Origin of the sequence: Gynuella sp. (genome assembly GCF_050297175.1) — a bacterium.
GTDB lineage: Bacteria > Pseudomonadota > Gammaproteobacteria > Pseudomonadales > Natronospirillaceae > Gynuella.
On record NZ_JBNKSF010000039.1, the window covers coordinates 59489 to 83435 of the forward strand.

A 23947-nucleotide genomic window follows, 5' to 3' on the forward strand; every position below is an offset into this window, starting at 1 on the left:
AGCGGACAAGAACACTCTTTGGCACAGTTACTTCAGGGGCAGAGCATTGATTACGCTCATCTGCCGCTGCTTTCAATTGCTCCGAAGGAAACTGCACAGGCAGATAAAGAGCTGATCATGAATCTGGATCAGTTTACTGGCGTCATTGTGGTCAGCCCGAATGCTGCCCGTCATGGACTGGACCTGATCGAACAATACTGGCCACAGTTTCCTGCCCGGCAATATTGGCTGACCAATGGCTATGGAACCGCCAAAGTGCTGGAGCATGCCGGTCTTGAAGTGGCCTTTCCGGAGACAGGAACGCGCACTGAAGACCTATTGGAATTACCGGAACTGGATCAGATCATTGGTCAGAAATGGCTGATTATCAAAGGAGAGGGTGGCCGAGATCTGCTCAAGCAGGAACTCGAGGATCGTGGCGCGGAAGTATCCGTGTTATCTGTATATAAGCGCAGTGCTCCGGAAATCACTAAAGCCGATGCTGCTAAAGCGGTTGCTGACGTCGATACTCTGATACTGACCTCTGGAGAAGCGCTGGATAACCTGAATAAACTGGTTGACACCGAACTGCTAAAAGACAAGACCTTTATCGTTTCATCCAGCAGGATGGCGCAAATGGTCCAGGAAAGAGGTCTGGCAGATATAATTGTAGCCAAAGGAGCCAGCGATACCCTGATACTACAGGAGTTGTTGAAGCTGGATGAACCTGGTACTGACGGACAGGAAGAGTGACAAAATCCCAAGACCCCAAAGAACTGCCGGCAAGCCCTGATGAGGTGGAGCCGGCATCTGCGCCTCCCTCTCAGCCCCCCAAACATAAAGCCAGCAAACTGGTCATTCTGACCCTGTTCCTGGTGATAGTCCTGCTTGCAGCGCTTACCACTGGTGGCTGGCTGGGCTTTCAACAATGGCAGCTGCTGCAAACCAACAATGCCGCTTTGAGAGCCGATATCCGGAATCTGCAGCAAGCCCTGAACGAAGAGAAAACGACGACCCAACAGTTCAGTCAACAGCTGACCGCCTTGAAAGAAAACAACCAGCAAGCCATCAGCAACCTTCAGACTGAACTGATCAGCACCGCCAGGCGCATGACAGAGAGTCAGGGAGTAACCCGCTACGAATGGTTGCTGGCCGAAGCAGAATATCTCATGCGACTGTCCCAGCAGCGATTGAAACTGGAACAGGACGCTGCCGGCGCCCTCTCTATATTGCAATCGGCGGATGCCGTATTGCGCGATTCCCGCGACGCTGGATTACTGGACGTCCGTGCAGCCTTGGCAGATGAAATGACTGCACTTGCGGCTGTCACCCCGGTCGATACCGGAGGCATTTACTTAAAACTCGCGTCCTTGTCGAAACAGATACAACAATGGCCGGTGATACCTCAGTTTGAACCGGCACCAGCAGCGCCGGAACAGGACAGCAGCTGGATGAGTGGACTGACTCAGTTCATCAGAATCAGAGAACATACTGAGAATTTCCAGCCAGCAACTCTGGGACAATTCGAACTGAATCGTACCATCCTGATTCTCAAACTTGAGCAAGCTCAGGCAGCGCTATTGAAAAAGAACCAGCCAGCATTTGAATTGGCTCTGTCTCAGGCAAGCCTGTGGCTGGAAAACTATTTTATGCAGCGTCCACAAGCTCAAAGCATAGACAACCAGCTCGTTGAACTATCGCAAACTCAGCTAAACGTCGCCCTGCCCAAAATCGGCCAGTCACTCAAGCTCCTCAAAGGCTATATCGCTCAGGTTTACGCCTTGAAGCGTGAAGCTCCAGCAGAAAAAACAGGGGCAGAGCAATGAACTACAGGATTCTGCGGCTGTTTATTCTGATCCTGCTATGGCTTGTACTGATGACACTTGCAGCTCTGGCGGGACAGGTCGCCAGTCGTGATGCTGGTTATGTATTGGTCTCCATTGGCCGCTATACCCTGGAAACCAGTTTCTGGCTTGCCGCAGCGGCCTGGTGCCTGAGTGTGGTCATTGTATATGGCAGCGTGTGGTTAATTGGCCGGTTAAGAATTTATCGGTCACTGTCGCGTTGGAACCATGCCCGCCTGGCCAATCGCGCCAGTAGAATGATGAACGACGGTCTGCGGGCGCTGGCTAGAGGCCAGTTCAAACTGGCTTACAAGCTGCTGACCAATTCAGCCAAACGAGCCAACATTCCGGCCATTAATTATCTCCTGGCAGCCTATGCCGCTCACCATATGGGCAATAACACCTTATGCGACGAATGCCTGACCGCCGCAGAAACCACCGGTAAAGCCGACCCAGTGATGGCGGGGCTATTGCAATCAATGGTGCAGATTCAGCGTAAAGACTATGAACAGGCACTGGCTACTCTGAACCGTATCAAGGGCGAGGATAAGAATCCGTTCAAACTGGAGTTGTTGCGTCAGGCATATGATTATCTTCAGGATTGGGAAAACCTTGATCAGATTTTGAAACGCCTGGATAAAATTGGTCGCAGTCAGTCCAGCGAAGTTCGTATTTCAACCGAGCATCTGATTATCAACCGCTTGAAACAGGCCGATGCCAAGACACTTGATAAGGTATGGAACTCCATTAGCAATTCCCATAAACAGGAACCGGTGATGCTACTGACCTATTGCCACCGGTTAACGGAACAGGGACGTCAGCAACAGGCCGAAACATTGCTGCGCAAACACATCAGCCAGCAATATGATCAGGAATCCATTCTCGCTTATGGCGAATTGAACGCCGATGCCAAACAACAATTACTCGCGGCTGAAGGCTGGTTACGGGAACGCCCCAACAATATAGAGCTACTCGTTACCCTGGGACGCCTCAGCCTCAAAAACCAACTCTGGGGCAAAGCGCTGGAGTATCTCAAAATGGCAGTCTCGCTTGGGCATTGCCCATTAGGTCATGCTGAACTGGCAAGGCTCTACGCCGCCATGGGCGAACAACAGCTCAGTCATGAGCACCTGCAACAGTATGTGGCAATGACCGAATCATTGCCCCAATTGCCAATGCCGGATCACGATCAACAGTCAAAGGCCTCTTAAAAATCCCCCCACTGCGCCTGCAACAAGGTCAAAGCAACCAGAGGCGCAGTTTCTGTTCGGAGTATCCGTGGACCAATCAAGGTGGCATTAAAATCGGCTTTTTCTGCTTCGATGATCTCGTGATCGGATAACCCGCCCTCCGGCCCAACCAGCAACGCAACAGATTGGGGTCGATTGAACTCACGTATAGGTTTCGCTGCTTTAGGGTGTAATACCAACCTCAGCATCTCTGTCCGAGCGGATAACCATGCAGACAACGGCGTGATGGCATGTACCTCTGGTACCTGATGACGAAAACACTGCTCACAGGCACTGACACAGATCTGCTGCCAGTGTTGCTGTTTCTTCTCTTGCCGCTCACCTTTCAAGCGTACCTCACAGCGTTCTGACGTCAGAGGTGTCACTTCCGTGACGCCCAGTTCTACAGCTTTCTGCAGGGCAAACTCAAACCGGTCTCCCTTAGATAAGACAATGCCCAAATGGGTATGCAGAGGAGACTCACGATTCACAGCTTCCACTTGCAGAATTCTGACCTTGGCACTGTGCCGGTCAGATGTCTCCAGTACGGCAACAAATTCGTTCTGGCTATTGTTGAACAGTACCAGCTCCTGACCCGGCTTCATCCGCAATACTTTTAACAAATGCTGTGAAGCACCAGTCTCCAGTTCAACCACACTGTCCAGCATCAGTGGTTGGGGTGTAAAAATACGAGGCACTCGCATGTCTGCTCCTTAATTCACAATAATGACCACTGCCGTCCCGCCATCAGATCCTCAATATCTTCAACGGTTTTCGGCAACTGCTTGCTTAAAACATCCTGACCATCACGGGTAACCAGTACCGTATCTTCAATCCGTATCCCGGTGCCACGAAGCGTAGGACTCACCCGGTCATTATCAGTCTGAATATAAATACCGGGCTCCACGGTCAGCACCATGCCGGGTTCAAGTATCCGCCACTGACCACCAATCCGATAATCCCCAACATCATGCGCATCCAGACCCAGCCAATGACTGGTACGGTACTTGAAAAATGGCTGAACAAGGTTTTGCGCCATTGCAGCTTCATAACTGCCGGCTATCCATCCCATCGCCAGCAACCCTTCAGTCATCACCTTCGTCGCTGTCTGATGGGGAAGATCAAATGTCACGCCTGGACGAATCACCGAAATTGCGGCGGTCTGGGCTGCCAGTACCAGTTCATACAGCTGTCGCTGTTCAGCACTGAAATGCCCACTGATCGGATAGGTTCGGGAAATATCCATGGCGTAGTACTGGTATTCACATCCGGCATCCACCATCAGCAACCCATCTTTGCCCAGTTTTTTGTCATTACGACTGTAGTGCAATATGCAGGCATTGGCCCCGGAAGCAACGATGGGAGGATACGCAACCCGCTGCGCACCGGAACGCATAAACTCATACTCCAGTTCAGCCTGTAGTTCGTACTCAAATACTCCCGGACGAACACAACTCAACATACGTTTGTGAGCTGCTACGGAAATATCGGCAGCCTTGCGTAACAAGCTGATTTCAGCAGCTGATTTCACCAGCCGCTGTTCATGCAGCAAGTGTCTGAGATCAGAAAAGTCCTCAGGCGGTAATGCCCCGATACTCTGCTTCTGGCGAATTGTCCGGGTCCATTCCATGAGCATGTGATCCAGGCGGGGATTGGCACCGATGATGGTATAAACACGGCTGCGACCTTCGATCAAACCCGGCAGAATTTCGTCCAGATCAGCAATGGGGAAGGCATCATCCACGCCCAACAGGCTGATCGCATGCTCCGGACCAGTCAACGGCCCATGCCATTCTTCCCAGTCCGGATTACGTTCAAGACAAAATATCAGCTCAGTCCCCTGCTCCCGTCCAGGACATAACACTAACCAGCTGTCCGGTTCTTCAAAGCCGGTCAGATAATAGAAGTCGCTGTCCTGTCGAAACGGATAATGAATGTCACGGTTACGGACCGTCAAACTGGCAGATGGAATAATGGCAATGGAATTATCTGCCATCTCTGACATTAGACGCTGTCTGCGACGACGGAACTCAGCCTTGGCAACTCTGGTCACTCACGCACCAATTAATGGGTTGTACTATCGGATTCTTCAGACTTCGGTAATTCATTGAACTCCAGAAACAGACTCAGAGCAGAAAGACGTACATGCTCAAACACCGTCATCCAGTCTGCCTCATCACTGTCGTCAGCATCCTGCTCCTGCAGTAACGAAATTTCAGACAGATCCGAAATAATTTCTCCGGCCTCCTGCGTCATCTTCGACAAATCCCGCCCGCTGAGCCCCAAGCCACTGATAAAAGCAGAACACCAGGATGCCAACTCAGCGAGCCGTTTAGGGATCTCCTGACCATCTGCCACGAAAACCGGCCGAAATAACATCTGCTCGTCCTGCAGAACCTCCAGCATATTGTCGTAGAACTCAATCAACTCTACCTTGGTGTCCGGATCAGCACTCTGATCGGTTTCCATCACTTCAATTGCCTGAGCGATAAACTGCTCAGCCGTAAACCGACCTCCGGCACACAAATGTCCCGCGATGGCACCATGAATCATTGCAGGTGTGGCTCTGGCTCCGAGGCGGGTACATAGGTGCAATACCCTTTCATAATCAAATTGTTCAGACATTCATTCTTCCAAGTATTCATCGTCATTGCTGCTGGCAAAACTCTGGACGGTTCAAAAAACAGTCAGTGAGACAACCGAACAGACCTGAATAAATCCTAACACTGGTCATAACTGATGTCTGCGCTGATTGATTATCCAGGTGTCGGCTTTTATAGTACTGAGGGTCTGTTGTCGTTTAGGTTCTGTTCAAGAAACTGTAAACACAACAGTCCCATGCGTCTTGAGCAGAAGAAATTTCATGAGCAACACTGATCTGAAAACACTGGCGTCCAAAGTTGAAGAGCTGCTGGAAGCCTACCAAAGCCTGGAAAAAGAAAACCAATTACTACGTGCTGAACGTACGCACTGGCATTCCGAACGCAAACGCCTGATTCAGCAAAATGAACTTGCGAGACAAAAAGTGGAAGCCATGATCGAGCGGCTAAAAAAAATGGAGTCTGAATAATGAAGCCTGCTGCCAAGCTTATTTCTGTAACGATTCTGGATCGAGAATATAATGTTGCCTGTCCTGATGGGCAGGAACACGAGCTACAAAAGGCCGCCAGCTTCCTAGATAAAAAGATGCAGGAAATCAAATCCAGCGGCAAGGTGTTCGGAATGGAGCGCATTGCCGTAATGGCGGCTTTGAACCTGACTCACGAGTTGCTGCATCAGGATGAAATGGACAGCAGCGAATCAGTGGAAATTGAAAAAATAACCGAAAAAATCGATCAGGCACTGGGAGCGGGTCGCCAGCTGGAACTTTGATGGCTTTTCAACATCACCACGATCATCCGTCAAGCCATATGACACGATATTCTGGAAGTTGATATTTGAAAACAAATCTATCTAACCAGTTTTTTGTTTTCGCAAAGTCAAGACCTGTTATTCTGATATTTTTTCTTATAATGGTCATCACCCTGGGCTATTCGCCAGCGATTAAGACCTCGAGCCGATAATCTGAATTTCGGAGGTTCCTGCGCTGGCGCTGTGAGCATGTCCAAACCTTAACGGCCCCCTGACTTCGGTCATGGCCCGCGGGTACTGGAAAGCCTTTTGCGCCACTAGGGCCGCCACCTTGAACTCCATGGTTCAAGGGCTTTATTCGGCAGCGGTAGTCTGGGGTTTCTCTTCTTTTTCTGAACGCTTATGAATTCAAAAGATCAACTTCGTAAACACATACGATCACTCCGGCGGCAACTTACCCCCTCTCAGCAGCAACATGCCAGCGAAGGCCTGGTAAACCAACTGCGCGCCCACGACGTTTATCAGCAAAGCGAATCTATTGCCCTCTATCTTGCCAATGATGGAGAAATTTCAGTTCAACCTCTGGCCGAATACGCTTGGCAGCAGGGCAAAAAACTCTATCTGCCGGTACTCAATGCAAACACCGGAGTATCACTGATATTCAAGCGATGGCTACCTGACAGTGAATTTGAGCCTAACAGGTTTCGAATTCCGGAACCGGTTACCAACGAGACAATTGAGGCCCAGGCACTGGACTTAGTCTGCTTTCCGCTAGTGGCATTTGATACTCAAGGGGGGCGACTGGGAATGGGAGGAGGTTTTTACGACCGAACCTTTTCGTTTACCTTAGAGGAATCATGCGCAACGCCAATATTGTGGGGAATGGCTCATGAATGTCAGGAAGTAGAGATAGTACCGAAAGAGGACTGGGATATTCCATTGAGCAGTATTATTACCGATCAACGCTGGTATGAAGTGAAAAACTAATGCTCAGTCAGTGCTGACCAGTGAAGATGACATATTAACTGCCGCAACTGCCGCTTTAGCAGAAGAACTCTCTCGATGGTCATGCTGACTGGTAAACCCACTCAAAACCAAACTAAGCCCAAATACAATAACCAGAACTATAATCATATCCGGCTTATGGCGCTGCATAGAAACTCCTGAACATTTTTGGATTATCTTTTTTTGGATAAAAACAGGCAATTAAGGCACCATGCCCGTTTTGCCGCACATTTTGCTATCAAGTATTATAACATTCCGTGATCAAGAACAATCTTTCATGAATTTCTGGGAGAAATTTAATCATGACTTACTGGCTCATGAAGAGTGAACCTGACGTATTCAGCATCGATGACCTGGCTAACTGTCCCAAAGAAACCGACCACTGGGACGGCATTCGAAACTATATGGCCCGCAATTTTATGCGCGACAGTATGCAGGTAGGAGACGAAGTTCTGTTTTATCATTCCAATGCTAAGCCTCCACACGTTGCTGGTCGAGCCAAAATCACCAGCACTGCTTATCCTGACCATACCGCATTCGACCCAAATTCAAAATATTACGACCCGAAATCCGATCCGGACAATCCACGCTGGGTAATGGTCGATGTTACTTTTGTCCGTAAATTCAAAAACAGCGTGCCTTTAACCGATATCAAAGCCAATCCAAAACTGAGCAAAATGATGCTGCTAACCCATGGCCGCCTATCTATCTCCAAAGTCGCAGAAGATGAATGGATCGAGATCCATCAAATGGCAGGCGAAAAGGTCTAATCGTTTTTTTGCACCAACAGAGCGGCCCGATGCCCAAACTCCACATTTGGATTTGGAAACACGATCAACTCCGGCCGCCCCTGTACCCGATATTCCTGCTCATGATCCCGCCAAACCAGTTCTCCAGACAAATACTCAGAGAAATTCTCCTGGTCCGCCGCGACCATCAATTCAAAATGCTCGCCTGTGCGGATGACCTCTGAGCGAACGGAGTAAAACTCCATCTGCCGATCAGGCGTTACAATGCTGTCAGGCTCGCACAGCCATGCTGCCAAAGCATCATACACATTTTGATAAGCTGTCAGATCATTCTGGCCAAACGGACGTACCCTGCCAAGCTCCAGAGTATAACTGCGGGCACCATGCTGCAGGCCACTATAAGAAGAAAATGTGGATCCCGCTTTGTGCATCAATAATGTGGCTTCAATACCCATCGCCAGTAGCAGCTGAATATCTTGTTGCAGGTAAGCCCTGTTTTCCACATAAGGAAAAATGGCAAACCGTTCTTTTCTGGACCTCCTGATAGCCGTATGCAAATCCAGGTGTAACTTTTCTGCCTGACCGTGACGCATCAGAAAGTCATCCACCAGACGACACAATAGATTGGCACGACTTAGCTCAATGGAGGGTTTATACGTATTGCGACGGAGGGGTTCGACAAACAAGCGGTTCAGGTTGGTTTCGATATAACGCTGCTCCTGCCTCATCGCTTGAGGATGTCCCAGAATGATCAACAATGAACACTGCAGTTGAATATGCCCTGCCAATATTGCTGTGACCAGGTTATTTATGATTTCGATCGGAGCAGTTTCATTCCCATGAACACCTGCAGAAAGCACCAACGCATGCCCGGCAGAATGACTCGGACTGAACTCAAGCACTCCGGTTGCATGAAACAATATCTGCATCCCATCCTGCTGGACCACTTCAAAAGAACAATCGTCTGTGACCAGAGTATGGGCTAAAAAATCATGGCCGGGTAAAAACAGGTTGCTGTTCATGTTTTTAGAGGACGCATATAGGCTAACACTCTCTGTTCAATTTTTTTGAAAATGAACACAATAGAAAACGTGATGCAGAGATAGATACAAGCGACGAAAATAAATGCTTCAAAAGGGGCGTAGTATTTGGAGTAAACATTTTGGGCCGCGCCGGTTAAATCAACAATAGTCACCACACTGGCAATAGCGCTGGCATGCAACATGAAAATCACCTCATTGGAGTAAGCCGGCAATGCGCGCCGAAATGCCGCTGGCAGAATAATACGGCGCATTCTTGTCCACCATCCCATTCCATAAGCCTGTGCAGCTTCAAGCTCGCCATGATCAGTCGCAACGATAGAACCATAAATAATTTCGGTCGTATAGGCAGCGGTATTCAACACAAATGCAATTAAAGCAGGATAAAACGGTTCCCTGAAGATACTCCACCAGAATGTATCCTGAATTCCGTTAATATATGGAATTCCATAATAAATAATATATAGCTGAACCAATAAAGGCGTGCCGCGAAACACATAACAATAAAACCAGATCGGCCAGACAATAAGCGGATTTTTCAATGTGCGCAGCACTGCAAAAGGCACAGATAGAAACAATCCAATTAATAACGATAAAAACACCAATTGTATGGTAGTGACAAATCCACCCCAATAGGTCATAAGTGTTTCGGGAGTAAAAATCTGATTTTGTTCCAATAACTGCAAAAGACTGTCAAACATGCACTTACCCTTTCACAAACCCAACACTGAATTTGCGTTTTAAATAACTCAATAACACTTCTGATATAAAAGTAATCGCAAGATAGACAATCACAACAGGGATAAAAAACTTGAAGGGCTCATGAACCGCACCCGACGCTTCTTTCGCCAAACGCACCATATCCGTAAGGCCAATCACAGATACCAAAGCAGTGGTTTTTAGCAATACCATCCAGTTATTACCCAAACCAGGCAATGCAAAACGCATCATTTGTGGAAACAGGATACGGATAAATATCCGCCACTTACCCATCCCATAGGCGACTGCTGCCTCTATCTGTCCTTTCGAAACAGACATATATGCGCCACGGAAAGTTTCTGCCATATAAGCGCCAAAAATAAAACCGATCGTCAGAATACCCGTCACAAACGCATCTATATCGATAAAATGCCGGGTACCAAACTGAACGTTGTACCAGATAACAATTTTGTTAACGATAATCTGAGCTCCGAAAAAAATCAGCAGCATCAGAACCAGGTCAGGAACACCACGGATAACCGTGGTATATACCGTGGCAACAACCCTCAATGAACGCTTATTGCTGAGCTTGGCCAATGCTCCAGCCAAACCAAGCAATACCGCCATTATCATGGACAGAACAGCCACTTCCAGTGTCAGGAAGGCCCCCTTGAATATGGATAGCCCATAACCATGAAAATCAAACATACCGTTCTGTCCGTCTTAGTGCTTAGATTTTAATGTCGTAAGAGAAATATTTTTTCCGGATTTCATCATAGACACCATTGTTTTTAACAACATCCAGTGCCTTGTTGAACTTCTCTACCAGTTCCTTATCAGAAGGACGCAATGCCACTGCGGCACCGTCACCCAACTGGAATGGTTTGCCGATCAGTTCATATTCAGAACCCTGATCACCGCCCAGAACGGTGGTTTCACCGACAGGATAGTCAAGGATGACGGCATCCAAGCGTCCGTTGTAAAGGTCGATCACCAGCTCATCAGCCGTCCCATAACGCACCACGTCAGCATCCTTCAGGTTGTCTGTTGCAAATTTGTCCTGAATCGTTCCGCGCTGAGCACCGATTTTTTTACCTTTGATAGAAGCTTTATCGTTAGGGTCGAAATGGCTGCCTTTCTTGGCAAACCAGCCGGTCGGAGTGTTGTAGTAACCATTGGTAAACGCGACTTTTTGAGCCCGCTCGGTCGTAATCGACATGGAGGACAGGATCGCATCATATTTATAGGCCAGCAAACCAGGGATAATGCCATCCCACGCCTGAATAACCCATTCGCATTTCACCTTCATCTCTGCGCACACAGCATTACCCAATTCAATTTCAAAACCCGTCAGGCTGCCATCGGGTGCCTTATATTCAAAAGGTTCATACGGAACATCCACAGCAATACGAATTGTTTCTTCAGCATGACTGTAACTGGCCATTGCCAACAAAGCGGACAGTGTTAACAGGATTTTCTTCATGGCTTCACTCCAAATTTAGATTATTTTTTTACCATTAAAAAAGACGTCAGATCCTTGGGACTGACCTTTTCTTTTTATTCAAAATGCATGATGACAACAGCAGGATTAATAGCCATCCAATATCAATATTTGGGGGCCAAAAACTGTCTCATTCTCTCTGAATCAGGATTATCAAACACTTTGGCAGGCGTGCCTTGTTCTTCGATTTTCCCCTGATGCAGAAACATCACATGATTGGAAACGTCTCTGGCAAAATCCATTTCATGGGTAACAACAATCATCGTTCTTCCCTCTTCGGCCAGACTGCGCATCACCTTAAGCACCTCTCCCACCAACTCCGGATCGAGTGCCGAAGTAGGTTCATCGAACAACATCACCTCCGGATCCATAGCCAATGCCCGGGCGATTGCAGCCCGTTGTTGCTGACCACCAGACATGTGTGCGGGATAATAGTGTTTACGCTCATGCAGTCCGACCCGATCCAGTAATGCTTCTGCCTGCTCTATAGCTTCTTTCTTATTTTTACCCAGAACATGGACAGGTGCTTCAATAACATTTTCCAGGATAGTCATGTGAGACCACAGGTTAAAGCTCTGGAATACCATTGCCAGTCTTGCCCTGATCCTCTGTACCTGGCGACTGTTGACCGGCACTCTTTCACCCCGGATCTCGCGAAAACGGATCTCTTCGCCATGTACCGTCAGCTCACCTATCGTGGGAATCTCAAGTAAGTTTATACAGCGCAGAAAAGTACTTTTGCCTGAACCGGAGGAGCCGATCAATGAAATGACATCCCCTTTATGGGCTTCCAGGGATAACCCCTTTAAAACTTCATGGCTACCAAAGGTTTTATGAATATTGGTTGCCAATAACTGTGGGGTATCTGGACCCATTCACTTCTCCTGTAATTTAAAATAGACCCTATTGTACAGAAAAATTGCCATTATAAACTGCCTGTTATCGCATCGGATTCTATCCGTTGCCCAATCAGCAATTGTTAAGCCAATATGGCTACACTCCGGTCAGCACTGGATCCAATCACTCAACTATAGCGAAGCAATTCGATCATCGTGAGTACGATTCATCCGGCTGGCAAAAGGGCTATCCGGAACTTTTTTGGAAAGCACTTTGAGACCCTGCCAGAGTTTCCACATTCCCTGACATCAACTTTCATACTGACTGGCAGCCAACGATCGTACATTCAAGCCCAACATACTTGACCCGATATGGAGATTCATCTACTCAATCATGCCGGCAGAAAACGCATTCGCGGCAAAACTCACGAGCAAATGGTTTTAATATACGGCGGCAGACAAAACGCACCACAAAAAAGCCATTGCGCACCATTTGTTAACACGATACACACCCGCAGGCAACTGTCCATTGGAATCATCGAACGCCTGTATGGCGAAAATTTCCGTTACACCTGACAAAACTATCTTGACAGCATCAGTTGCGGTGCATTTTGGTCACCGTTATAGTGCAGGTTACTCAAATATTTGAGAAATAACCCTGGCCTGCTGATTGCTCTGTTTACTGAGCCAAAATACTTTCGCTCTGTACAGGATAAAAGTATTTGTCATGGGCCATAAGGGCGTGCTCGGTTGCCCAATAAATGATATCGCTCTGAAATACTTAACATGTTTCAACCATGTCCAGTGAAAATCGGACAATGAAGGAGATAATAATGAACAAAGCTCTGACACTGATTGCAGGTTTTGTACTTGCATCGTCAGTCACCATCAATGCATCTGCCGCAAAAACGTTAGTTTATTGCTCAGAAGGTAGTCCAGAGGGGTTTAACCCCGCCTTCTATACAGCCGGTACGACCTTTGATGCCACTTCAAAAAATATCTTTAACAAACTGGTCGAGTTTGAGCGTGGCAGCACCAAAATTATTCCAGGGCTGGCCGAAAGCTGGACCATTTCTGATGATGGCACAAACTACACCTTCAAGCTGCGCAAAGGGGTTAAATTCCACTCCAACAAAAAGTTCAAGCCTCATCGTGATTTCAATGCCGATGATGTGCTGTTCAGCCTGAACCGTCAGCGTCTGAAAGATCACCCTTATCACACAGTGTCTGGCGGCAACTATGAATACTGGAACGGTATGTCGATGACAGAAACCATCAAGGATATCAAAAAGATTGATGACTACACCGTGAGCATCTCCCTGAATCAGCCCAATGCACCGTTTCTGGCCAACCTCGCTATGGATTTCGCATCAATCATGTCTGCCGAATACGCCGACAAGATGATGAAGGCAGGCACACCAGAAGTAGTCGATAACCAGCCGATCGGCACCGGTCCGTTCGAATTTGTCGACTACCGTAAGGACAGCCAGATCCGCTATAAAGCGTTCAGCAAATACTGGGGCGGGAAAACGCCAATCGACCGTCTGGTTTTCTCAATCACACCTGATGCCTCTGTTCGTTATGCCAAAATGCAGGCCAATGAATGCCAGGTCATGCCATACCCGAATCCGGCAGATCTGGAAAAAATGCGTGCGGATAAAAACATCAATCTGCTGTCTCAAGAAGGTTTGAATGTTGGTTTTCTCGCTTTTAACGTTGAGAAAAAGCCATTTGACGATCGCAAAGTCCGCCAGGCTCTGAACTACGCCATCAATAAGCAGGCAATTCTGGATGCGATTTTCCAAGGCGCAGGAACCGTTGCGAAAAACCCGATTCCGCCAACAATCTGGTCTTACAACAACGACACTGTGGACTACGACTACAACCCTGAAAAAGCCAAACAACTACTGGCAGAAGCTGGGTATTCAGATGGTTTCTCCACTAATATCTGGGCAATGCCGGTACAACGTCCTTACAACCCCAATGCCCGCCGTATGGCGGAACTGATTCAGGCTGACTGGGCCGCTGTTGGGGTGAAAGCAGAGATCGTCAGCTATGAATGGGGTGAATATCTGGCGCGCACTAAAGAAGGTGAGCATGACACGGCACTGCTCGGCTGGACGGGTGATAATGGTGACCCGGATAACTTCCTGTATGTATTGTTAAGTTGTGACGCTGTCGGCGCCAGCAACCGTGCCCGCTTCTGTAATGCCGATTTTGACAAGCTGCTGAAAGCGGCACAGACAACATCTGATATTGCAGAAAGAACCAAGCTGTACAAACAGGCCCAGCTGCTGTTTAAGAAAGAAGCACCATGGGTAACCATTGCTCACTCAGTCGTGTATAAACCGGTTCGTCCGGAAGTGGTTGATTTTAAAATTGACCCTCTTGGTGGGCATATTTTCTACGGTGTGGACTTGAAATAAGTAATGCACTTCAATCTAAACCGGCCTGTCGGGCCGGTTTACTTGTGTTATGAAAGCTTTGATGCACACATCCAATCAATTCATACAGCACCCCAATCACTTCAGACGTGATAGCATCATTATTTGTTCTATTTTGAGGATGACCTTTGTCTACAATTAGAACATTTCGACTCAACTGATGTCCTGGTAAATCTATGTTAGTGTTTTTATTTCGTCGCCTGATGCTGGTCATTCCGACCTTCTTCGGCATAACCCTGCTCACATTTTCATTAATTCACATGATCCCCGGTGATCCAATTACAGTGATGGCTGGAGAACGCGGAGTAACCGATGCCCGCAGAGCCGAACTTGAAGCTCAACTGGGATTGGACCAACCATTGCCAATCCAATACCTGCACTATATTAAAGGTGTGTTGCAGGGCGATTTTGGTAAATCCCTGGTCACCAGAGAGCCCGTCCTCAGTGAATTCTTCACACTCTTTCCCGCTACCATGGAACTGGCATTCTGCGCTTCCATCATCGCCATTCTGATCGGTCTTCCCCTCGGTGTCATTGCCGCTGTGCGACGAGGATCGATATTCGATCATAGCGTGATGACGGTATCTCTGGCCGGCTATTCAATGCCGATTTTCTGGTGGGGACTATTACTGATTATTCTGTTCTCTGTCACTCTGGGCTGGACACCGGTATCTGGGCGGATATCCGCCACCATGTGGATAGACGAGAATACCGGCTTTATGCTGATAGACACACTCATGTCCGATGAGGAGGGAGCCTTTATATCCGCTCTGTCACATCTGATCCTGCCTTCAGTTGTTCTGGCAACAATTCCCATGGCAGTTATTGCCAGAATGACGCGCTCCTCTATGTTGGAAGTACTGGGAGAGGATTATATTCGTACTGCACGAGCCAAAGGCCTGAGTCGCTGGAAAGTCATTGCCAAACATGCACTGCGCAATGCTTTGATTCCAGTGATTACCGTCATCGGTCTGCAGGTAGGTATTTTATTGTCCGGAGCCATTCTGACGGAGTCTATTTTCGCCTGGCCGGGAGTTGGCCGCTGGTTGCTCGAATCCATCCACCGCCGTGACTATCAGGTGGTTCAGGGCGGCATTCTGATAGTTGCCACGATTATTATTGTAATAAATCTATTGGTTGATGTGATGTACGGGATTGTCAATCCCCGCATCCGTCATGCCCGTGGTTAAGGAGTATTCTGATGACCGTTCAAACCAATCAGAACCCGCCGTCTCCGTTGATGGAATTCTGGTTATATTTCAGTGCTAACCGCGGTGCCTTACTGGGGTTTGTGTATATTCTGTTTATTCTGTTTCTGGTGGTGTTTGCAGATGTAGTCAGCCCTCACGCCGCTCACGAACAGTTTCGAGATTCACTGCTGCTACCGCCAGCCTGGGCTGATGGAGGTAGTTGGCGGTTTGTTCTGGGGACGGATGATATTGGTAGAGACATTCTGTCGCGGCTGATACATGGTTCCAGACTATCCATGCTGGCAGGGGCGCTGGTCGTCACCCTGTCTTTGTGCATCGGTATCATTCTCGGCCTGCTGGCAGGATATTTCCGGGGCTTCGTCGACACGTTCATCATGCGTGTAGCTGATATCATGTTATCGATTCCCAGTCTGTTACTGGCTATCGCAGTGGTGGCAATACTGGGCCCAAGTCTGGTGAACGCCAGCATCGCCATTGTCATCGTTTCAATGCCCCATTACATCCGCCTGACCCGTGCATCCACCATCAGTGAGATGAGCAAGGATTATGTGATTTCATCACGGGTGGCCGGGGCCGGAGCGCTGCGCATGATGTTCATCAATATTCTGCCAAACTGTCTGGCTCCTTTGATTGTGCAGGCCACCCTGGGGTTTTCCAACGCCATCCTCGATATGGCCGCGCTCGGCTTTGTCGGGTTGGGTGCCCAGCCACCACTGCCTGAGTGGGGATCAATGCTGGCGGATGCACGCCAGTTCGTCCAGAGCGCCTGGTGGGTAGTTACCTTTCCAGGTCTGATGATCCTGAGTACGGTATTGGCATTTAATCTGATGGGTGACGGTCTGCGTGACGCCCTTGATCCAAAACTCAAGCAATGAAGGTTTAGCAAACGTGAGTCTATTAACAGTCAGGGATCTGGCCGTCGAATTCGGATCCCACGAGACACCGTTTCGAGCGGTGGATCATATCAGTTTTAGTATCGAGGTCGGAGAAGTACTCGGTATTGTCGGTGAATCCGGCAGCGGTAAAAGTGTCAGTTCACTAGCCACCATGGGGTTAATCGATTTTCCTGGTCGGGTTTCTGCCACAGAACTGAAGTTCGCCGATATCGATCTGCTGACCATCAGTGAAAAACAACGCAGAAAAATTACTGGCGACGAAATAGCCATGATTTTTCAGGAACCGATGTCCAGCCTCAATCCTTGTTTCACCGTTGGTGATCAAATCACTGAAACCCTGAAAATCCATCAGGGCGGGTCTCGCAGAGAACGTCGGGAAAAAGCCATCAACCTGCTACGCCAGGTTGGTATACCTGCACCAGAAAGTCGTATGAAAGCATATCCGCATCAATTATCCGGCGGCATGAGCCAACGGGTTATGATCGCCATGGCCATTGCCTGTGATCCAAAACTACTGATTGCAGACGAACCAACCACGGCGCTTGATGTCACCATTCAGGCACAGATTATTGATTTATTGTTGGAGTTGCAGCGGGAAAAGAACATGGGACTGATTCTGATCACCCATGATCTTGCTCTGGTCGCTGAAGCCGCGGATCGCGTGGCCGTCATGTATGCCGGACAAATCGTCGAACTGGCCTCCGCCGAACAAATCTTCAATCATCCACAGCATCCCTACACGCAGGCATTGCTCAATTCATTGCCGGAATCATCACTGGGTGAGAAACGCTTGCGGGCACTGCCAGGCGTAGTGCCCGGCGCTCATGACCGCCCTCAGGGCTGCCTGTTGAATCCCCGCTGTCGTCATGCGACCGATCAATGCCGACACCAGCAACCCGCCATGGTGGGCTCAGCTGAGCATCAAGTTAAATGTTTTTATCCGGGAGGGTCTGCAGCATGACCACCGTAATGCGCGCGGAAGCACTCAAAAAACACTACCAGGTTGATCAGGGCTTCAGGCAACCCCAAGCCATAGTCAAAGCCCTAGATGGTGTCAGCTTTGACCTCCAGATAGGAAAAACTCTTGCTGTCGTTGGTGAATCAGGCTGTGGTAAATCGACGCTGGCAAAACTGTTGACCTCAATCGAAACACCAACGGCAGGGACCCTGGAGTTCGATGGCAAAAACCTGTTGGAAAACGTCAGCAAAGCAGCCGCCAAAGAACGTCGACAGAAAATTCAGATCATCTTTCAAAACCCTTATGGCTCGCTCAATCCACGGAAAAAAATCGGCTATATACTGGAAGAACCGCTGATCATCAATACGGATATGAGCAAGGCAGACCGGCGCGCACGAGCGTTGGATATGCTGCAAAAAGTGGGACTGCGGCCGGAACACTACAATCGCTATCCGCACATGTTTTCCGGCGGGCAGCGCCAGCGCATTGCGATAGCCCGCGGACTTATGATGAACCCGCAAATTCTCATCGCCGACGAGCCGGTCTCGGCACTGGATGTTTCGGTTCAGGCTCAGGTACTGAACCTGATGATGGATCTGCAACAGGAGCTGAATCTGGCGTATGTGTTTATCAGTCACGACCTGTCTATCGTTGAACATATTGCTGATACGGTCATGGTGATGTATCTCGGCAAGGTGGTCGAATACGGCAACAAACAGGACATTTTTGCCAACCCAAGACACCCCTATACCCGGGCATTGCTGTCCTCAACACCAAGGATCAAAAAAGAGCACCGTATCGAACGCATTCGTCTCACGGGAGAATTACCATCTCCACTGAATCCCCCATCGGGATGCAGCTTTCATGGCCGCTGTCAGTATGCCAATGAAACCTGTAAGACCAAAGTGCCAGAGCTGATCATGCATGATCAGAGTCAAATCGCCTGTCATGCCGTAGAGGAAGGACGGATTTAACCCGTCTTCATCATTTCCTGCCATTAATTCGCTTGCTTCCAATCGCGAATTAATGGCATTTCACTATGACTCTTTCATCAGATAAAGGTTCACAGTGAAGCGGCCTGCCTGGGTATCAAACTTCAAGCAAGTAGTACCGTCATTCGTCAGTTTTGCAGCACCATCTTTCAAGCTCTGAAAGGTAACCTGCTTTTTAGTATGCAGCTGTTCATTATTCTCACCAACAATTTCTATTTTCCATTTTCCTTCGCTTGAGCCGCGATAACGATCAAATCCCGGAAAAGCACTTTGCAAGGCTCTTTGCGCATAACTTAAACTCAGGTAAGGACCAACCGTATTCTCTTTCGTTTGCAGGACAACTTCATCACCATGTTTAATGACTGTACCAATCTTTGCGCCATCGTTACTGGCAGAATAGATGACATAAGCCTGAGCATGGTTAGCCTCGGCGGCGAGTCTTGGGTAGTAGTAGTTGACAGCATCACTTACCACGGTATTGGAATTAGTCACATAAAAGTCGTTTATTTTCAGGGTGATCAGATCGCCATACTTTATCGCGGTTTCGGCATATTCAACCTGTTGAACCGGTCGGAGTGCCATATCCACCTGGTCTGAGTTCATAGCATCCAACACTCGGGTATTGATTGCTTTTTCGGAGTCATCGAGGTACAACTCATCCAGTTCGTTGACCAGATTAAAAATGGGATTCATCGACTTTGATAATGATCGATTTCGGCAAATACGCACCCGACCTTCCTGCTGGTATCTTAAAAACAGGTAATTGATTCTGAACAATGCTTTGGCAGCAATGTTCCAGTTAACGAAGTCATACTTGATCAAAGTACCCTTTTCCATTGGATTGTTTTCATTATATCCTCCTTTTTTATACTCAGTTCGTAACTTACTCGCCCATCCTTCTTTCGCTTTGTTATATCCCGGTACATCGCGATACTTGTCATTTTCAGTATTGCAAAGCCCTGCCAGGCATTCCCCCCATCGCTGTTCAGATGTTAAGAACCAGATACTACCTTCAATACAAAGCCCTTTATCATAGACAAGCGTATCATTTCGGTCTTTTATCGAAGGAGCAATGAGTTTTTTGACAGCATCCAGTATGGTGTTAAGACTTTGCGGCCTGCCATTACAATCTGAAACTTCCAGGTCCCAGCTAAATTCAACATTATTCTTAATACAATACAGAGCAATCACCATTTTTTTAAATGCCTGCAGATAGGTTGTCGGATTATTACGTGTGATCGCTTTTGCCGTTTTAATCTGCCAGTCAGGTCGATACATAAATGCAACGGTCGATACATCAGGAATATGCCCCATTTGACCATGTCCCAGGGAGGTGAAGCTGCTGTTAACGGTAGAATAAACCGTCAATGGATCCCAACTCACCACATTTTTTGGCCAGACAATATCCCGATAGGTGTTTTCCTTGGGGTTCCACTGGTCGTTTTCCCACTCACCATATATTGTGAACTTTCCAGGATCACTGCTGATTGAGTTATACACACCGTTCAAACGAGTTGAAAACGTTCCGGCAAAGTCCTGATGAGCGTAAGTATCTGCAAATACATGCATGCAGCAACCGGCAAGATTAAGTGCGGATTTCTGACTGTCGGCATTATTGGCAATTTCGTTATCTAAACAACGGCTGACAATTTTTCGGGTTTCATTCACCATATTCTGTGCAGCATCGCTGTTTGGTCTAGTCAACAGGCCATCGCCAGTATCACAATCAACCCTGATGTCCTTTTGGGACTCTTCCTGGGAAGAATTAAGATAATCCGGATTCCTAAGCTGCAGGCCGTCACTTATCGATTTTTGATGCGGATAATTACCTGGTAGAAAATGAAATGGTTCCCAGATCTGCCGGGTTTCATCATAATTGGATGTTGGTGCCCAACTGGTCATTCCATATACCGATGTAACCATGGGCCTGAAGACCTTATTGCTTCCATTTGATTTGAAAATATATTCATCCTGTTGACTGATCTTAAAAGCGTTAGTCGTATAGGTTGCTTTTTCAGTACAGTCGTCGATGTATTGAGCAGAGGTCGCAATGGCCCTGGCTTGTTTGTTATTATACCCTGCCGTCCAGGCGGCCAAATAAGTGCCATAATAGTGAAAGTCTCTATCCATTCCGTCTCCCCCAAATACAATTCAATGTTGTAATTCTTCGATTGGAATCAGCAACAAGAATGCCAGGCATAAAAACAACTGATTTCACAGAAGTCATGTATAGACAAGAGAACTGACGATGGCCGATTTGGTAAACCTCCATAACACAACTGGCCATTCTCGACCGGTTTGAGACCCACAAAATAGATTTAGCGGTGTTTTTCATGACCTTATTCTGTGGCACATGAATTGCCACCTTAAAAACATCGTTATTCAGATATTTTTACAGACACTGAAAACAACGATAGTTCTCAGGAACTTCCAATAGTTCCTTATATTGAATTAAGACGCCTATGAAAAATGCAAAATCGGTTATCGATAAATTCGGGCACATTCACATGACAGCGAATCGCTATTTCCAAGCAACCGGAACACTTTTTTTATTTTTCTAAAAGAAGAACAGATTATCTGATTAAGGAGTCTTGATGCCTGAGGTAAATGACTACAAACTAGAGAAACTTTTTCAGGCTATTTCAGAAAATGTGTCTAGAGACCAGCGTGAGACACTGTCAGACTGGAAACGAAAATTTTATCGCTATAAAACCTCTTACTGGAATTTTGAAAACATCGGCACTTGTAAATATCAGCAGGAATTTACTGCCAATGCAGAAGCGCTAATAGCAGCACAGGCAAACATAGACACCCTGCTATCTGATATTTATATGGCAATTAAAGATCCGCAGGAAGCATCGCATCAATGGGACCGTGGCAGAGAAAAACTCAAACGCCAGAATCAACAAAATGCCTTATCAGAACTGACTAAGGAGATTAACGCAATATACCAGGATGTTCGCTCCACCCTCGCCAGATACATGAAACATGAAACTGAGGAACCAACCATGCCCCAACCAAACAAAAATAACAGTACTGATACAGAACCAGATGCAGGTTCATTTGATAAACTCCAGGTTCAAGCACTATACGAAGAGTGCCAAAATCTGAAAGCTGAAAACCTAAAACTCGAACAACGGCTGCAATACTATAACGACACTTCGTCCCATCAGACTGAACCCCGCCAGATTGAACCCGTGCAATCAAAAGATACGCCAAACCTGGAGACAAATGTTTCTTCAATCACAGAGCATAGACTGTTTTATTTTCAAACTTCTCAAGACGAAGATACCTGAATCTATATACCTCCTGATAAAAGCTTCGTCATTGGCTGAAATATTTGACGCAATAGCAGTATTTCAAATGAGTTTTATAAGTTAAGGCTGATCCATCACATAACGACACAAAAGCGTTCTGTACATTTGTCGACGCTAGCCACATGTTCACCGACAACTCTGCCTATCTGGACTCGCATCATGCATGCCGGCTCTAAACTCTTTGTCTATGCAATACTTTTTTTCAACAGCTTCAAAGGTTAATTTACAGATAGGCACCGCCACAAAGTAAAATGTTTTCATGAGTACGGGAGAACACCGTATTCAGAACCACACAGTTTATAGATCATAAATAAGGATTCGAGAGAGTTCCGCCTTCGGACTGAGCTGACGAGTTATTCGCAGCAAAGATGTTTTTTAGAGATACTCAGATATCAATGTTTTTTTCATCAACTCATTGCATTTAACCCCCATATACATACCGGCACATCACGTAATTGTTTTTGAGAACACCCCTTCGAGGCACTGAATGATAGAGAGACTGGAAATACATCATCTTAAAGCACTGGCAGCCTTGTATCAGTTTGGGAATATTTCACCTGCCGCAGAATCGTTAGGGGTTTCCCAACAGGCCATCAGTCTCAAACTTAAAACCATCAGGGACATCCTGGGAGATCCTTTGTTTGTGCGAACCGGCCATGGCATGGCCCCGACACCCTATGCCAAGCTGATAGAACCATTTATTTATAAAGCACTGACTGCCTTTAATGAAATTCCACGATCTGATGCAATCGATCCCAAAAAACTGGAACGGACCTTAACCATTTCAGCCACAGACTACACCCAGGAAATTATTATTGCTCCGTTACTCGAAAAACTACGGAAATTTGCCCCCAAAACCAACGCTATCGTAACCAATATCGAAGCGGCCAATCTGATCAGCAAAGTCCATCAGGGTGAGATTGATGTGGTATTTACCAGTCATGGTTACCTACCGGCAGGCTTGATCTCCGAACCGTTATTCACCGAAAAGTACTTGTGCGTTACCTCAAACAAGTCACTCAGCCTTGAGCAGATGGTCACACTGGAGCAACTGATTCAGCATGATTTCGTCATTACATCACCAGGAGTGGGGAGTTTTATCGGATCAGCCGACGACTGGTTTCAACGCCAAGGCTGTCATCGCAATGTGGTGCTGTCAGTTCCCTCTTTTCATATTGCGAAACAAGCATTAAGGCATTCAGACATGGCAGGTTTTATACCTTCTCGCCTGCTTCCTTGTGAGGGATTGTTCGAGATACCCCTTAACAAATATCCACCGGGATTTGAGGTCGTCATGGCTTATCATCCAAGCAGTAGTCTGGACCCATTGATCACCTGGCTGCGACACACGCTCTCGACAGATTTATCAGACAACTGATCATGTTTGCTTGTATCTGATACAAGCAGAGCTTCATCGATAACGGTTGCAACAGCCACTACTCTTTGACACCCGTAAACATGTCAACTCGAACGAGGTTTTTATGAGTATTAGCAAGATCAATCCCACCGGTTTATATGATGGTGCGGCAACAGGTATGTCACAGGCAACGGTTGATACAGAGCTTGGGCTGGTCTTTATATCCGGCCAGGTAGACTGGAATATGGAGCATGCCGTGAAGCACCAGGACATTGCCTCCCAAACCAAAAGTGCCATAAAAAACCTGGTCACCGTCTTGGAAGAATCGCATTCATCTGTAGAAAACCTGCTACAGCTGCGTGTTTATGTCAGAGGAGAGGTGGCCGACCATATGGACCACATTGTACCGATTATCACTGAACAACTTGGAAAATCCCGACCCGCACTGACCGGTGTAGGAGTTGCCTCTCTGGCATCACCGGATATTTTGATAGAAATAGAGGCTATCGCCAAAGTCGCCAGAGCAATATGAATCTCTC

The 23947-nt window shown here is 47.4% G+C and carries 25 protein-coding genes and 1 other RNA gene; 16 read left to right on the forward strand and 10 right to left on the reverse strand.

All coding sequences use genetic code 11. The features are described 5' to 3' along the window. The first annotated feature begins 18 nt into the window (after positions 1-18). Genes ACQY6I_RS16430 through ACQY6I_RS16440 form a run of 3 tightly spaced genes read left to right on the forward strand, consistent with a single transcriptional unit; the run spans position 19 to position 3034 of the window. Positions 19-732: a uroporphyrinogen-III synthase gene (locus ACQY6I_RS16430; RefSeq protein WP_428242585.1), complete on the forward strand. Its 714-nt coding sequence runs from the start codon at positions 19-21 to the stop codon at positions 730-732. Further along, positions 729-1805 (forward strand): uroporphyrinogen-III C-methyltransferase, encoded by a 1077-nt coding sequence (locus ACQY6I_RS16435; RefSeq protein ID WP_428242586.1) that lies wholly within the window; start codon positions 729-731, stop codon positions 1803-1805. The genes ACQY6I_RS16430 and ACQY6I_RS16435 overlap by 4 nt, the downstream gene beginning before the upstream one ends. Then, entirely contained in the window at positions 1802-3034 is a 1233-nt protein-coding gene (locus ACQY6I_RS16440) for a heme biosynthesis HemY N-terminal domain-containing protein (RefSeq protein WP_428242587.1), read from the forward strand. The genes ACQY6I_RS16435 and ACQY6I_RS16440 overlap by 4 nt, the downstream gene beginning before the upstream one ends. Here the strand turns inward: ACQY6I_RS16440 and ACQY6I_RS16445 are convergent. Genes ACQY6I_RS16445 through ACQY6I_RS16455 form a run of 3 tightly spaced genes read right to left on the reverse strand, consistent with a single transcriptional unit; the run spans position 3031 to position 5677 of the window. Then, positions 3031-3756: a 16S rRNA (uracil(1498)-N(3))-methyltransferase gene (locus ACQY6I_RS16445; protein ID WP_428242588.1), complete on the reverse strand. Its 726-nt coding sequence runs from the start codon at positions 3754-3756 to the stop codon at positions 3031-3033. The genes ACQY6I_RS16440 and ACQY6I_RS16445 overlap by 4 nt on opposite strands. A 14-nt stretch (positions 3757-3770) precedes the next feature. Further along, positions 3771-5105: an aminopeptidase P N-terminal domain-containing protein gene (locus ACQY6I_RS16450; RefSeq protein WP_428242589.1), complete on the reverse strand. Its 1335-nt coding sequence runs from the start codon at positions 5103-5105 to the stop codon at positions 3771-3773. A gap of 11 nt (positions 5106-5116) precedes the next feature. Beyond that, positions 5117-5677, reverse strand: coding sequence for a UPF0149 family protein (locus ACQY6I_RS16455; RefSeq protein ID WP_428242590.1), 561 nt, complete (start codon positions 5675-5677; stop codon positions 5117-5119). 238 nt (positions 5678-5915) lie between these two features. On the opposite strand from ACQY6I_RS16455, the gene ACQY6I_RS16460 reads away from it, so the two are divergent. The 4 genes from ACQY6I_RS16460 (at position 5916) to ACQY6I_RS16475 (ending at position 7390) form a co-directional block, all read left to right on the forward strand. Then, positions 5916-6122: a TIGR02449 family protein gene (locus ACQY6I_RS16460; protein ID WP_428242591.1), complete on the forward strand. Its 207-nt coding sequence runs from the start codon at positions 5916-5918 to the stop codon at positions 6120-6122. Beyond that, entirely contained in the window at positions 6122-6424 is a 303-nt protein-coding gene (locus ACQY6I_RS16465) for a cell division protein ZapA (protein WP_428242592.1), read from the forward strand. Before ACQY6I_RS16460 ends, ACQY6I_RS16465 begins: the two co-directional genes overlap by 1 nt. A 146-nt stretch (positions 6425-6570) precedes the next feature. Then, positions 6571-6786, forward strand: a non-coding RNA gene (gene ssrS, locus ACQY6I_RS16470) — 6S RNA. 19 nt (positions 6787-6805) lie between these two features. Beyond that, positions 6806-7390 (forward strand): 5-formyltetrahydrofolate cyclo-ligase, encoded by a 585-nt coding sequence (locus ACQY6I_RS16475; RefSeq protein ID WP_428242593.1) that lies wholly within the window; start codon positions 6806-6808, stop codon positions 7388-7390. A 3-nt stretch (positions 7391-7393) separates the two neighbouring features. Here ACQY6I_RS16475 and ACQY6I_RS16480 read toward each other — a convergent pair whose 3' ends face one another. Beyond that, positions 7394-7558, reverse strand: coding sequence for a hypothetical protein (locus ACQY6I_RS16480; protein WP_428242594.1), 165 nt, complete (start codon positions 7556-7558; stop codon positions 7394-7396). 152 nt (positions 7559-7710) lie between these two features. On the opposite strand from ACQY6I_RS16480, the gene ACQY6I_RS16485 reads away from it, so the two are divergent. Beyond that, positions 7711-8178, forward strand: a complete 468-nt coding sequence (locus ACQY6I_RS16485) for an EVE domain-containing protein (protein ID WP_428242595.1) — start codon at positions 7711-7713, stop codon at positions 8176-8178. Here ACQY6I_RS16485 and astE read toward each other — a convergent pair. From astE to ACQY6I_RS16510, 5 genes are all read right to left on the reverse strand, one after another. Next, positions 8175-9179, reverse strand: a complete 1005-nt coding sequence (gene astE / locus ACQY6I_RS16490) for a succinylglutamate desuccinylase (RefSeq protein ID WP_428242596.1) — start codon at positions 9177-9179, stop codon at positions 8175-8177. The genes ACQY6I_RS16485 and astE overlap by 4 nt on opposite strands. Continuing rightward, entirely contained in the window at positions 9176-9898 is a 723-nt protein-coding gene (locus ACQY6I_RS16495; protein ID WP_428242597.1) for an ABC transporter permease, read from the reverse strand. Before ACQY6I_RS16495 ends, astE begins: the two co-directional genes overlap by 4 nt. Before the next feature lie 4 nt (positions 9899-9902). Next, positions 9903-10604, reverse strand: coding sequence for an ABC transporter permease (locus ACQY6I_RS16500; RefSeq protein ID WP_428242598.1), 702 nt, complete (start codon positions 10602-10604; stop codon positions 9903-9905). Positions 10605-10626: 22 nt separating this feature from the next. After that, positions 10627-11379, reverse strand: a complete 753-nt coding sequence (locus ACQY6I_RS16505) for a transporter substrate-binding domain-containing protein (protein ID WP_428242599.1) — start codon at positions 11377-11379, stop codon at positions 10627-10629. A gap of 122 nt (positions 11380-11501) precedes the next feature. Beyond that, the gene (locus tag ACQY6I_RS16510) at positions 11502-12272 is read right to left on the reverse strand and encodes an ABC transporter ATP-binding protein (protein ID WP_428242600.1); all 771 of its coding nucleotides are present in this window, start codon (positions 12270-12272) and stop codon (positions 11502-11504) included. Positions 12273-13066: 794 nt separating this feature from the next. On the opposite strand from ACQY6I_RS16510, the gene ACQY6I_RS16515 reads away from it, so the two are divergent. From ACQY6I_RS16515 to ACQY6I_RS16535, 5 genes are all read left to right on the forward strand, one after another. Beyond that, on the forward strand, positions 13067-14659 hold the full coding sequence (locus ACQY6I_RS16515) for an ABC transporter substrate-binding protein (protein ID WP_428242601.1): 1593 nt from the start codon (positions 13067-13069) through the stop codon (positions 14657-14659). 194 nt (positions 14660-14853) lie between these two features. Next, complete coding sequence (locus ACQY6I_RS16520; protein WP_428242602.1) at positions 14854-15867, forward strand: ABC transporter permease subunit; 1014 nt, start codon at positions 14854-14856, stop codon at positions 15865-15867. Between the two features lie 11 nt (positions 15868-15878). Then, positions 15879-16763: a dipeptide ABC transporter permease DppC gene (gene dppC / locus ACQY6I_RS16525; RefSeq protein WP_428242603.1), complete on the forward strand. Its 885-nt coding sequence runs from the start codon at positions 15879-15881 to the stop codon at positions 16761-16763. A gap of 13 nt (positions 16764-16776) precedes the next feature. Then, positions 16777-17745: a dipeptide ABC transporter ATP-binding protein gene (gene dppD / locus ACQY6I_RS16530; protein ID WP_428242604.1), complete on the forward strand. Its 969-nt coding sequence runs from the start codon at positions 16777-16779 to the stop codon at positions 17743-17745. Continuing rightward, entirely contained in the window at positions 17742-18716 is a 975-nt protein-coding gene (locus tag ACQY6I_RS16535) for a peptide ABC transporter ATP-binding protein (protein ID WP_428242605.1), read from the forward strand. Before dppD ends, ACQY6I_RS16535 begins: the two co-directional genes overlap by 4 nt. A 63-nt stretch (positions 18717-18779) precedes the next feature. Here ACQY6I_RS16535 and ACQY6I_RS16540 read toward each other — a convergent pair whose 3' ends face one another. After that, positions 18780-20864, reverse strand: coding sequence for a DUF6765 family protein (locus ACQY6I_RS16540; protein WP_428242606.1), 2085 nt, complete (start codon positions 20862-20864; stop codon positions 18780-18782). Between the two features lie 464 nt (positions 20865-21328). Here ACQY6I_RS16540 and ACQY6I_RS16545 point away from each other — a divergent pair, with 464 nt between their 5' ends. The 3 genes from ACQY6I_RS16545 (at position 21329) to ACQY6I_RS16555 (ending at position 23940) form a co-directional block, all read left to right on the forward strand. Next, positions 21329-22030: a hypothetical protein gene (locus ACQY6I_RS16545; protein ID WP_428242607.1), complete on the forward strand. Its 702-nt coding sequence runs from the start codon at positions 21329-21331 to the stop codon at positions 22028-22030. Positions 22031-22538: 508 nt separating this feature from the next. Continuing rightward, positions 22539-23429, forward strand: a complete 891-nt coding sequence (locus ACQY6I_RS16550; protein ID WP_428242608.1) for a LysR family transcriptional regulator — start codon at positions 22539-22541, stop codon at positions 23427-23429. 103 nt (positions 23430-23532) lie between these two features. Beyond that, positions 23533-23940 carry a RidA family protein gene (locus ACQY6I_RS16555; RefSeq protein ID WP_428242609.1) on the forward strand — a complete coding sequence of 136 codons (408 nt, stop codon included), beginning with the start codon at positions 23533-23535 and terminating at the stop codon, positions 23938-23940. Positions 23941-23947 lie beyond the last annotated feature (7 nt).

What these genes read in the sequence shown, in the direction of transcription:
- ACQY6I_RS16440 (WP_428242587.1), top strand. Translation starts at nt 1,802, where the DNA reads ATGAACTACAGGATTCTGCGGCTGTTTATTCTGATCCTGCTATGGCTT.
- ACQY6I_RS16445 (WP_428242588.1), bottom strand. Translation starts at nt 3,756, where the DNA reads ATGCGAGTGCCTCGTATTTTTACACCCCAACCACTGATGCTGGACAGT.
- ACQY6I_RS16455 (WP_428242590.1), bottom strand. Translation starts at nt 5,677, where the DNA reads ATGTCTGAACAATTTGATTATGAAAGGGTATTGCACCTATGTACCCGC.
- ACQY6I_RS16460 (WP_428242591.1), top strand. Translation starts at nt 5,916, where the DNA reads ATGAGCAACACTGATCTGAAAACACTGGCGTCCAAAGTTGAAGAGCTG.
- ACQY6I_RS16465 (WP_428242592.1), top strand. Translation starts at nt 6,122, where the DNA reads ATGAAGCCTGCTGCCAAGCTTATTTCTGTAACGATTCTGGATCGAGAA.
- ACQY6I_RS16475 (WP_428242593.1), top strand. Translation starts at nt 6,806, where the DNA reads ATGAATTCAAAAGATCAACTTCGTAAACACATACGATCACTCCGGCGG.
- ACQY6I_RS16480 (WP_428242594.1), bottom strand. Translation starts at nt 7,558, where the DNA reads ATGCAGCGCCATAAGCCGGATATGATTATAGTTCTGGTTATTGTATTT.
- ACQY6I_RS16485 (WP_428242595.1), top strand. Translation starts at nt 7,711, where the DNA reads ATGACTTACTGGCTCATGAAGAGTGAACCTGACGTATTCAGCATCGAT.
- astE (WP_428242596.1), bottom strand. Translation starts at nt 9,179, where the DNA reads ATGAACAGCAACCTGTTTTTACCCGGCCATGATTTTTTAGCCCATACT.
- ACQY6I_RS16495 (WP_428242597.1), bottom strand. Translation starts at nt 9,898, where the DNA reads ATGTTTGACAGTCTTTTGCAGTTATTGGAACAAAATCAGATTTTTACT.
- ACQY6I_RS16500 (WP_428242598.1), bottom strand. Translation starts at nt 10,604, where the DNA reads ATGTTTGATTTTCATGGTTATGGGCTATCCATATTCAAGGGGGCCTTC.
- ACQY6I_RS16505 (WP_428242599.1), bottom strand. Translation starts at nt 11,379, where the DNA reads ATGAAGAAAATCCTGTTAACACTGTCCGCTTTGTTGGCAATGGCCAGT.
- ACQY6I_RS16510 (WP_428242600.1), bottom strand. Translation starts at nt 12,272, where the DNA reads ATGGGTCCAGATACCCCACAGTTATTGGCAACCAATATTCATAAAACC.
- ACQY6I_RS16515 (WP_428242601.1), top strand. Translation starts at nt 13,067, where the DNA reads ATGAACAAAGCTCTGACACTGATTGCAGGTTTTGTACTTGCATCGTCA.
- ACQY6I_RS16520 (WP_428242602.1), top strand. Translation starts at nt 14,854, where the DNA reads ATGTTAGTGTTTTTATTTCGTCGCCTGATGCTGGTCATTCCGACCTTC.
- dppC (WP_428242603.1), top strand. Translation starts at nt 15,879, where the DNA reads ATGACCGTTCAAACCAATCAGAACCCGCCGTCTCCGTTGATGGAATTC.
- ACQY6I_RS16535 (WP_428242605.1), top strand. Translation starts at nt 17,742, where the DNA reads ATGACCACCGTAATGCGCGCGGAAGCACTCAAAAAACACTACCAGGTT.
- ACQY6I_RS16540 (WP_428242606.1), bottom strand. Translation starts at nt 20,864, where the DNA reads ATGGATAGAGACTTTCACTATTATGGCACTTATTTGGCCGCCTGGACG.
- ACQY6I_RS16545 (WP_428242607.1), top strand. Translation starts at nt 21,329, where the DNA reads ATGCCTGAGGTAAATGACTACAAACTAGAGAAACTTTTTCAGGCTATT.
- ACQY6I_RS16550 (WP_428242608.1), top strand. Translation starts at nt 22,539, where the DNA reads ATGATAGAGAGACTGGAAATACATCATCTTAAAGCACTGGCAGCCTTG.
- ACQY6I_RS16555 (WP_428242609.1), top strand. Translation starts at nt 23,533, where the DNA reads ATGAGTATTAGCAAGATCAATCCCACCGGTTTATATGATGGTGCGGCA.